The organism is Faecalibacterium prausnitzii (genome assembly GCF_003324185.1).
Taxonomy (GTDB): domain Bacteria; phylum Bacillota; class Clostridia; order Oscillospirales; family Ruminococcaceae; genus Faecalibacterium; species Faecalibacterium prausnitzii.
Genome location: NZ_PXUP01000036.1, coordinates 1 through 9,400, shown reverse-complemented (window position 1 = coordinate 9,400; position 9,400 = coordinate 1). Strand labels below are relative to the sequence as shown.

9 protein-coding genes are annotated in these 9,400 nt (G+C 57.6%); 6 read left to right on the top strand and 3 right to left on the bottom strand.

Features of this window, described 5'->3' with window-relative positions; all coding sequences use genetic code 11:
• Positions 1 to 182: 182 nt before the first annotated feature.
• Complete coding sequence (locus C7J97_RS14095; RefSeq protein WP_097785772.1) at positions 183 to 818, bottom strand: helix-turn-helix transcriptional regulator; 636 nt, start codon at positions 816 to 818, stop codon at positions 183 to 185.
• 277 nt (positions 819 to 1,095) lie between these two features.
• Between C7J97_RS14095 and C7J97_RS14090 the strand changes: the two genes are divergently transcribed.
• The 6 genes from C7J97_RS14090 to C7J97_RS14065 all read left to right on the top strand — a co-directional run bounded on the left by C7J97_RS14090 (position 1,096) and on the right by C7J97_RS14065 (position 8,013).
• Positions 1,096 to 1,470 (top strand): RidA family protein, encoded by a 375-nt coding sequence (locus C7J97_RS14090; protein WP_005925500.1) that lies wholly within the window; start codon positions 1,096 to 1,098, stop codon positions 1,468 to 1,470.
• Positions 1,471 to 1,507: 37 nt separating this feature from the next.
• Entirely contained in the window at positions 1,508 to 2,833 is a 1,326-nt protein-coding gene (locus C7J97_RS14085; protein ID WP_113621543.1) for an L-cysteine desulfidase family protein, read from the top strand.
• 50 nt (positions 2,834 to 2,883) lie between these two features.
• Entirely contained in the window at positions 2,884 to 4,080 is a 1,197-nt protein-coding gene (locus C7J97_RS14080) for a dicarboxylate/amino acid:cation symporter (protein WP_113621542.1), read from the top strand.
• 231 nt (positions 4,081 to 4,311) lie between these two features.
• Entirely contained in the window at positions 4,312 to 5,496 is a 1,185-nt protein-coding gene (locus tag C7J97_RS14075) for a cation diffusion facilitator family transporter (protein WP_097782294.1), read from the top strand.
• 58 nt (positions 5,497 to 5,554) lie between these two features.
• A complete protein-coding gene (locus C7J97_RS14070; RefSeq protein WP_005925514.1) occupies positions 5,555 to 6,742 on the top strand; it encodes a pyridoxal phosphate-dependent aminotransferase in 1,188 nt (395 codons plus the stop codon).
• A 59-nt stretch (positions 6,743 to 6,801) separates the two neighbouring features.
• Positions 6,802 to 8,013 (top strand): NADP-dependent isocitrate dehydrogenase, encoded by a 1,212-nt coding sequence (locus tag C7J97_RS14065; protein ID WP_005925517.1) that lies wholly within the window; start codon positions 6,802 to 6,804, stop codon positions 8,011 to 8,013.
• Positions 8,014 to 8,114: 101 nt separating this feature from the next.
• On the opposite strand, the gene C7J97_RS14060 is transcribed toward C7J97_RS14065, so the two are convergent.
• Both C7J97_RS14060 and aroD read right to left on the bottom strand, forming a co-directional pair.
• A complete protein-coding gene (locus tag C7J97_RS14060) occupies positions 8,115 to 8,324 on the bottom strand; it encodes a hypothetical protein (RefSeq protein WP_005925519.1) in 210 nt (69 codons plus the stop codon).
• Between the two features lie 40 nt (positions 8,325 to 8,364).
• A complete protein-coding gene (gene aroD / locus C7J97_RS14055; RefSeq protein WP_113993332.1) occupies positions 8,365 to 9,120 on the bottom strand; it encodes a type I 3-dehydroquinate dehydratase in 756 nt (251 codons plus the stop codon).
• Between the last annotated feature and the right edge of the window lie 280 nt (positions 9,121 to 9,400).

The window sequence follows — 9,400 nt, the reverse complement described above, 5'->3', positions numbered from 1 at the left end:
ACTATGTTTTGGAAATCGGCACAACCATATAACCGTCTGTGATGAAACTATTTTTGTTTCATCGATGACATTGTACCGGCAAGCAGTATCTTCGTACTGTGGAATCCCCTCATTGGCACAAAGATACTGCCCCTCTTCGCTCAAGTGGGCGATTTTTTTTCATGGAGCAGTTCGTTCGCAGCTCACTTCAGCTTGCTCAGATAGCGGTAGATGGTGGCCTCCGAGGAGCCCAGCTGGGCGGCGACCTCGCTGACGGCACCCTTCATATAAAAGATGCCCGCATGGTGCAAGGACTCCACGATGCGGATCTTTTCTTCCATGGTCAGCCGGTCGGGCGGCAGCCCGGCGCTGCCGGTCACCTCGGCAATGGCGTTGTGCACGGCGTCCGGCAGGGAACTGACAAAGTTCTCCACCCCGATGCCGGTGGAGGAGGGCTCGGTGTGCGCCCCGCAGAGGGCAAGCAGCTCCTGCGCGATGCGGCTGTACTTGCCGGCATCAAAGTTGATGCAGAGCATGCCGATGAGCTGGCCGTTATCCTTGATGAACATGGTGGAGGAGCGCAGCCGCCCCTTGGCCTGCGAAGCGCCCTGATAGCCCGCCAGATAATCCTGCTTTTCATACATCCGCTCCTGAATGAAGCGCAGCGCCATGTTGGAAAGGGGCGCACCCTCGGTGCGTCCGCTGATGTGGTTATTGACGATGGCAACAATGGTACCGTCCTCACTGGTAAGGTCGTGCAGAACTACCTCGTAGTCCGGACCCAGCGCCTCCCCTAGAAAAGATACCACTACGCGATAAGGCTCAAGTCTTGCATCCATCCCGTTCACCTCTTTTGTACTGCTGGAGCGCGTGAGAAAAAATTCTCACGCATGTTCTATTGCTATCATAGCAGAAATGACAGTTTTTTACAATAAGAAGGTGCGTTGTATCCATTGTTTCGTCAAAGTGATGACATTTCTCGGGTGTTTTTGTCATGCACGACAATTTGTTCTCATGATAATAAAATATTATTGACAAAATATTCTCACTGCGTTAGGATAGTGTCAGCAAGGGGAGGACAGCCCTCCCCAACAAATGGAAAAGGAGAAAAATCGGATGAAACAGGTGATCGTTACCCCCAATGCTCCCGCTGCCATCGGACCCTATTCGCAGGGCATCGCTGCGGGGCAGACCGTCTATGTATCCGGGCAGCTGCCCATCGATCCGGCCACCGGCCTGATCCCGGAAGGCATCGCCGCCCAAACTGCACAATCCCTCAAGAACATCCAGGCCATTCTGGCACAGCAGGAGATGACGCTGGCCAATGTGGTCAAGACCACGGTGTTTCTGGCGGACATCAACGATTTTGCAGAGATGAACAAGGTGTACGGTGAGTACTTTGCGCAGCCCTACCCCGCGCGCAGCGCGGTGCAGGTGGGCAAGCTGCCCAAGGACGCTCCGCTGGAGATCGAGTGCATTGCTGTAAAGTAAGTTCCCCCGCACGGGAAGAAAAGAAACGGTGAACCAAATGGATAAACAGATGTTCGTTCGCATCCTGAACAGTGAGATGGAGCTGGCCACCGGCTGTACGGAGCCCGGCGCAGTCGCTCTCACCGCCGCAGAGGCGGGCGCAGCACTCCGCAAGGCGGGCGGCACACGGGTAGAGTCCGTGACCGTCCGCGCCAGCATCAATATTATCAAAAACGCCATGTCGGCAGGCATTCCGGGCACCTCGTATCAGGGCATGGATTACGCCGCCGCCATTGGTGCCGTAGGCGGCGACCCCGTCCACCTGCTGGAGGTCATGAACTATGTGCCCCGGGAGCAGATGGAAGAAGCCGCAGCCCTTGTCAAGGCAGGCAAGGTCAAGGTAGAAGTGGCACAGGTGCCGCAGAAGCTCTACGTTGAGGTGGTTGTTACTGCCGACGGCCACACCGGCCGTGCGGTGGTGCGGGATCTGCACACCAACGTGGTGCTGGTGGAGCAGGACGGCGTGGCTACGCTGGACAAACAGCACGCCGACCCCGCCGCAGCAGGGGACAGCGATGTGGTGACCCCGGAGCAGATCGCAGAATTTCTGACCGTCCGCTCCATCTGGGATTACTGCACTGAAGAGCTGGATCCCCTGCATGACCCCATCGACATCATCCGCAGCGCCGTACAGGTGAACACGACTATCAGTAACGAGGGTCTTTCCAAGGAATACGGCCTTGCCATTGGCCGCAATCTGGAACTGAACTGCCGCAAGGGTCTGATGACCCGCGACCTGACCACCAACGCCATGGTCATCGCTTCTGCCGGTGCGGACGCCCGTATGGCAGGCGCACCGGTCTCGGTGGTGGCAAACTCCGGCAGCGGCAATCAGGGCATCACGGCTACCATGCCTGTTGTGGCAACTGCCCGCTGGCTGGACATCGACGAGGAGAAGATGCTCCGCGCCGTGACCCTTTCCAACCTGATCGCGATCCGCATCAAGGCCAAGTTTGGCCGCCTGAGCAACCTTTGTGGTGCAACGGTTGCTGCCACCGGCGCAGCCTGCGGCATTGCCTATCTGCTGGGCGGCGGCTACCACGAGGTATGCTGCACCATCCAGAACATGGTGGGCAACGTCACCGGCATGGTATGCGACGGCGCAAAGGCCGACTGCGCGCTGAAGATCTCCACCTGCGTCAACGCTGCCTGTCAGGCAGCTGCCATGGGCGTACGCGGCGTGCGGGTGCAGAGCACCGACGGCATCGTGGAGCACAATGTGGAGTATACGCTGGACAACTTTGCCACCCTGAGCACCCACGGCACCAGCGACAGCGTGATCCTTGATCTGATGCTGAACAAACACCTCCCGGAGACGGAATAAGTCTCCCCACCCAGCCCCTTTCCGGGGAAAAAGAAAGAGGTACTAAAGTTATGAAAAAGCTATTCAATAGTCTGCCATTCCGGCTTTTGCTGGGCATTTTTGTTGGTATCATCCTTGGCCAGCTGTTCAACGAGAGCACCATGGGCGTTGTGGTGACCCTGCAGTACATCATGGGTCAGCTCATTACCTTCTGTGTGCCGCTGATCATCATCGGCTTCATTGCCCCGTCCATCACCAAGCTTGGCAAAAACGCTTCCCGTCTGCTGGCAGTGGCCATCGTCATCGCCTATGTGTCCTCTGTCTGCGCAGCCTTCATGAGCATGGGCGCCGGCTACGGCCTGATCCCGCACCTGTCCATCGACAACAACGTTGCCGGTCTGCGCGAGCTGCCGGGCGTCGTCTTTGAGCTGAACATTCCCCAGATCATGAGCGTCATGAGCGCTCTGATGCTGAGCGTTCTGGTGGGTCTGGCAGCCACTTGGACCAACAGCAAGCTGACCTGTGACTTTTTGGCCGAGTTCCAGAACATCGTGCTGGACATCGTGAGCAAGGTCATCATTCCCGTTCTGCCCTTCTACATTGCCGCCACCTTCTGCGGCCTGAGCTACGAGGGCACCATCACCCATCAGCTGCCCGCCTTCCTGCAGATCATCGTCATCGTTATGGCCGGTCACTACATCTGGCTGGCTGTGCTGTACCTGCTGGCCGGTGCTTACTCCGGCAAGAATCCCTGGGAAGTGCTGCGTCACTACGGCCCCGCTTACCTGACCGCTGTCGGTACCATGTCCAGTGCTGCTACGCTGGGTGTGGCGCTGGAGTGCGCCCGCAAGAGCAAGGTCCTGCGTAAGGACATGGTCAGCTTCGGCATCCCCCTGTTTGCAAACATCCACCTGTGCGGCTCTGTGCTGACTGAGGTGTTCTTCTGCATGACCGTTTCCAAGATCCTGTACGGCAAGCTGCCCAGCGTTGGCACCATGATCCTGTTCTGCCTGCTGCTCGGCATCTTCGCTATCGGCGCACCCGGTGTGCCCGGCGGCACTGTCATGGCTTCTCTGGGTCTGATCACCGGCGTCCTGATGTTCGACAACGCCGGTACCGCTCTGATGCTGGCCATCTTCGCCCTGCAGGACAGCTTCGGCACCGCCTGCAACGTGACCGGTGACGGCGCTCTGACCCTGATGCTGACCGGCTACGCCGAGAAGCACGGCATCGCTGATACCGGCGACCTTGAAAGCCCGATCCTGTGATAAAAACCTGCGCACTCCTCCTTAATTACAAGAGACTGTGAACAGACAGTCCCAAAATCTCCGAAAAGCCCCGGCGACCGCATGGCCGCCGGGGCTTTTTGTGCGGCAACCCGGTTTGATATCCGGCGTAATGGGATGAAATTTCTGAAACGCCTTTAAAACCATAAAGTAAAATGCTATACTAGAAGGACATTGGGTGCGCTGAAAATGCGCAGCCTGAAAGGAGCTTTTATGACGCAGCTTTTGATTCGTCTGTTTATACGCCGTCCCAATTCTCCGCAGGATCCCCGTGTCCGTGCCGCCTACGGCAATCTGGCCAGTGTGGTGGGCATGGTGTGCAATATCCTGCTCTGTCTGGGCAAGTTTGTGGTGGGTACCCTGTTCGGCTCTATCGCCATCACTGCCGATGCACTGAATAACCTTTCGGATGCTTCCTCCAATATCGTCAGTCTGGTGGGCTTTAAGCTGGCCGCCAAGGCACCGGATGCCGAGCACCCCTACGGCCACGCCCGCTTTGAGTATCTTGCCGGGTTGGTGGTCAGCGTGACCATTCTGGGCATCGGCTTCTCCCTGCTGAAGGAATCGGTCACCAAGGTGTTGCACCCCACCCCGGTGCAGTTCGGCTGGCTGACCGTGGCGGTGCTGGTGGTGTCCATTCTGGTCAAGCTGTGGATGAGCGGCTTCAACCGTGCCATCGGACGTATCATTTCCTCCGAGACCCTCATCGCCACCGCTGCCGACAGCCGCAACGACGTGCTGAGCACCGCTGCCGTGCTGGTGGCTGCCATCCTCTGCCGGGTGACCGGCTGGGATGTACTGGACGGTCTGATGGGCGTGGGCGTGGCGGTGTTCATCCTGATCTCCGGCTGGGGTCTGGTGATGGATACCCTGAGCCCGTTGCTGGGCGAAAGCCCCAGCGAGGATCTGGTGGAGCATATCGAACAGACCGTGATGGGTTATCCCGGCGTGCTGGGCGTACATGACCTGATGGTGCACGACTACGGCCCCGGCCACCAGTTTGCCTCCATCCATGTTGAACTGCCCGCTGAGCAGGACCCGCTGGAAGCGCATGACCTGATCGACAACATCGAGCGGGACTTTATGAAAAACGACCATCTGATGGTGACCATCCACTATGACCCCATCGTCACCTCGGACGCCGCCGTGGGGGTGCTGCGCAGCCGCCTGACCGAAAAGCTGCGCCAGCTGGACCCGGCGCTCTCACTGCACGACCTGCGCATCGTGCCGGGCAAGACCCACACCAATGTGCTTTTCGATCTGGTGCTCCCGGCAGGCTATGCCGGGGACAAGGTGGAACTGCTGACCCAGATGGAGCAGTTCATCAAAGAACAGGATCCCACCTATAACTGCATCATCAAGCTGGAACAAAGCTATACGGCTGCGGCTCATAAATGAGGGGGAGCCGCCCCGCACAGGCTCTGTGCAGATATAAGGAAAGCAGAGGGAAAGTAGTATGCTGAACGAGACCTACCGCGCCATGCTGAACAACAAAAGCGTCATCCGCGAGACCTTCATGTATGGCAGACAGCGCGCTGCCCAGATCGGCAGCGAGAATGTGTTCGATTATTCACTGGGCAACCCCAGCGTGCCCTGCCCGCCGGAGTTCACCGAGGCCATGCAGACCCTGCTGGCACAGGAAGAGCCGGTAAGCCTGCACGGCTATTGCCCCAGTCAGGGCGACCCGGGCTTCCGCACTGCAGTGGCGGCGCATCTGACCGAGACCTTCGGCCTGCCCTACGCACAAAAGCACATCTTCCCCACCACCGGCGCGGCGGGTGCTATCGCCCACGCCATCCGGGCGGTGACCCAGCCCGGAGACGAGGTGCTGACCTTTGCGCCTTACTTCCCGGAGTACGGCCCCTATGTGGCGGGCACCGGTGCAGTGCTGCGGGTGGTGCCGCCGCAGGCACCCACCTTCCAGCCCAATCTGGATGCCTTTGCACAGATGCTGACCGAAAAGGTCACCTGCGTGCTCATCAACACCCCCAATAACCCCACCGGTGTGGTCTACTCTGCCGATACTCTGACCCGCATGGCGGCGATTCTGACCGAAAAAAGCGCCCAGTACGGACACAATATCTTCTTGGTCAGTGATGAACCCTACCGGGACATCGTGTTTGATGGCAAGACCGTGCCCTACCCGGCGGCGTTCTACCCCCACACCCTGACCTGCTTCTCCTACTCCAAGAGCCTGAGCCTGCCCGGCGAGCGTCTGGGCTATGTGGCGGTGCGCCCGGGGTGCGAGGGCGAGGACATCCTTGTGGACATGATGAGCCAGATCTCCCGCTTTACCGGCCACAACTGCCCGCCCAGCATCATCCAGCGGGCGGTCAGCCGCTGCCAGAAGGTGACCAGCGACCTTTCGGTCTACCAGACCAACATGGAGCTGCTGTACCAGAAGCTCACCGCGCTGGGCTTTGAAGTGGAGCGCCCGGGCGGCACCTTCTATATCTTCCCCAAGGCACTGGAAGAGGACGCCAACGCCTTCTGCCAGAAAGCCCGGGAATTTGATCTGCTGCTGGTGCCCAGCGACAGCTTTGGGGTAAAGGGCTATGTGCGCCTTGCCTATTGCATCGACACCGAAAAGGTAAAGCGCAGCCTGCCCGCCTTTGAAAAGCTGGCAGACGCCTACCGCAAGTAACCGGAACGCCCCTGCTGGGGCATAAAATACACAACCGATAGAGGAAAGGGAACCCTGCTATGGAAAAGATCAAGATGACGACCCCGCTGGTGGAGATGGACGGCGACGAGATGACCCGCATTTTGTGGAAGATGATCAAGGACGAGCTGATCCTCCCCTTTGTGGACCTCAAGACCGAGTACTACGATCTGGGCTTGCCCAACCGCGATGCCACCGCAGATCAGGTGACCATGGATGCCGCCCTCGCCAACAAGAAGTACGGCGTGTCGGTCAAGTGCGCCACCATCACCCCCAACGCCCAGCGCGTGGAGGAGTACAAGCTGCACGAGATGTGGAAGAGCCCCAACGGCACCATCCGCGCTGTGCTGGACGGCACCGTGTTCCGCGCACCCATTATGATCGATAGCATCCAGCCGGTGGTCAAGAACTGGAAAAAGCCCATCACCATCGCCCGCCACGCCTACGGCGATGTGTATAAGTGCACCGAGTTCCGCATTCCCGGTGCGGGCAAGGCCGAGCTGGTGTTCACCGGCGCAGACGGCAGCCAGCAGCGTGCCACCGTCTTTGACTTTGAGGGTGCCGGTGTGCTGCAGGGTCAGTACAACAAGGACGATTCCATCCGCAGCTTTGCCCGCAGCTGCTTCAACTATGCACTGGACGTGAAGCAGGATTTGTGGTTCGGCGCAAAGGATACCATCTCCAAGAAGTACGACCACACCTTCAAGGATATCTTCCAGGAGACCTACGATGCCGAGTACAAGGAAAAGTTCGAAGCTGCCGGCATTACCTATTTCTACAGCCTGATTGACGATATCGTGGCGCGTGTCATCCGCAGCGAGGGCGGCTTTGTCTGGGCCTGCAAGAACTACGACGGCGATGTGATGAGCGATATGGTCTCTACCGCCTTTGGTTCGCTGGCCATGATGACCAGTGTGCTGGTCAGCCCGGACGGTAAGTACGAGTACGAGGCCGCACACGGCACCGTCACCCGTCATTACTATAAGTACCTGAAGGGCGAAAAGACCTCCACCAACCCCATGGCTACCATCTTTGCGTGGTCGGGCGCATTCAAGAAGCGCGGCGAGCTGGATAACCTGCCGGAGCTGGTGCACTTTGGCGAGGCACTGGAGGCTGCAAGCCTGCAGACCCTGAACGAGGGCATCATGACCAAGGACCTGTGCGGTCTGGCAGAGGGCATCACCCCCACCGCCGTAGACAGCGAGGGCTTTATCAAGGCCATCCGTGAGCGTCTGGAAGCCAAGCTGGCATAAAACGATTTTCAATATAACATAAAAACCGGAACGATCCACCCGAAAAAGGGAAGATCGTTCCGGTTTATGTTTTGGGCAGGATGTGCGACAAACTGGAATTGTTAATTTGGAACTGGTCCTATAATGCCAAATGCTATTGCATCAATAAAAAGCACGAACGCTATCACACAAACAATTAAAATAATTGCAATGACTTTAATAACAAGTTGTTGATTTTGTCTTAAATTACTCTTACTAACAATCCTTAAGACAAAAATCAAAGCAACGATGATGATAAAAGAAATAATATTATAAAGAACTACTGTTTTCATCTATGTGTCCTCCTTTTTTATATCAATTCCGATTTGTTGGTTACAAATGTAGTGCATCCAGCACTTCATTTACGATGTCCAGCGATACCTGCCCCGGGGCACTTGCCTGCCCGGGGTTGGCAAAGGTCATGGCAGAGCCGAAAGTCTCCCCGGCCAGACGGCTCACCGCGCCCAGCGCCCCCATGCTCATGGTAATGACCGACGTTTCCGGGTGAAGGTCTGCCATCTCAGCGGTGGCGGCCAGCAGCTCCAGCACATCGCTGCGGCACCGGGGCATTACAGCCAGCTTGGGCAGGTCGGCTCCGGCCTGCTGCATCTGCACCATGCGGGAAACAAGCTCTGCCCGGGGCGGGGTCTTGGTAAAATCGTGGCTGGAACACACCACTGCGACTCCGGCGGAATGTGCCTGCTCCACCAGTGCGGGCAGGTCTGCCCCGGCGGTGAAGAACTCGATGTCCAGCATGTCGGCGCAGTCGGTATCGAGGATCAGATGCAGAAAGGCAAGGTATTCCTTATGGGAGAGCGCTTGCTCGCCGCCCTCTGCCTTGGTACGGAAGGTCACCAGCAGAAGCTTGTCCCGCAGGGCGACCCGCAGTTTCTGCACGCAGCGGGCAATGGCAGCGGGGGACTGAAAGCCCTCGAACCAGTCTGCCCGCCATTCCACGCACTCGGCTTGCAATGTTGAAAATTGCGCAGCCTTTTCCAGAATAGCAGCTTCGGTGCGCTCCACAATGGGCAGAATGACCTTGGGGCGGCCCTCCCCGATGCGGCAGCCGCGGATGTTGACACAGGACATGGCGCTTCTCCTTTATATAATAAGTATAGCTACATAATACAGGATACTGGAATGACTCCATAATACGTTCTGCCCGCCGCCTTGTCAAGAAAAGGAGGTTATTATAATAGGAGAAAAACAGGGGCGTTTCCCCCCACCGCAAAGAAATTGGAAAAAAGATGTCAAAAAGTGTTGACAAGAGCACCGGTGTGTGGTATTATACTTGAGCGCCAAGCGCTGAGACAAAAGAATGACTTCTGAAGCCTCAGCAGGAAGCCCTTGAAAAGAACCAATAGACGCT

What these genes read in the sequence shown, in the direction of transcription:
- C7J97_RS14095 (WP_097785772.1), bottom strand. Translation starts at nt 818, where the DNA reads ATGGATGCAAGACTTGAGCCTTATCGCGTAGTGGTATCTTTTCTAGGG.
- C7J97_RS14090 (WP_005925500.1), top strand. Translation starts at nt 1,096, where the DNA reads ATGAAACAGGTGATCGTTACCCCCAATGCTCCCGCTGCCATCGGACCC.
- C7J97_RS14085 (WP_113621543.1), top strand. Translation starts at nt 1,508, where the DNA reads ATGGATAAACAGATGTTCGTTCGCATCCTGAACAGTGAGATGGAGCTG.
- C7J97_RS14080 (WP_113621542.1), top strand. Translation starts at nt 2,884, where the DNA reads ATGAAAAAGCTATTCAATAGTCTGCCATTCCGGCTTTTGCTGGGCATT.
- C7J97_RS14075 (WP_097782294.1), top strand. Translation starts at nt 4,312, where the DNA reads ATGACGCAGCTTTTGATTCGTCTGTTTATACGCCGTCCCAATTCTCCG.
- C7J97_RS14070 (WP_005925514.1), top strand. Translation starts at nt 5,555, where the DNA reads ATGCTGAACGAGACCTACCGCGCCATGCTGAACAACAAAAGCGTCATC.
- C7J97_RS14065 (WP_005925517.1), top strand. Translation starts at nt 6,802, where the DNA reads ATGGAAAAGATCAAGATGACGACCCCGCTGGTGGAGATGGACGGCGAC.
- C7J97_RS14060 (WP_005925519.1), bottom strand. Translation starts at nt 8,324, where the DNA reads ATGAAAACAGTAGTTCTTTATAATATTATTTCTTTTATCATCATCGTT.
- aroD (WP_113993332.1), bottom strand. Translation starts at nt 9,120, where the DNA reads ATGTCCTGTGTCAACATCCGCGGCTGCCGCATCGGGGAGGGCCGCCCC.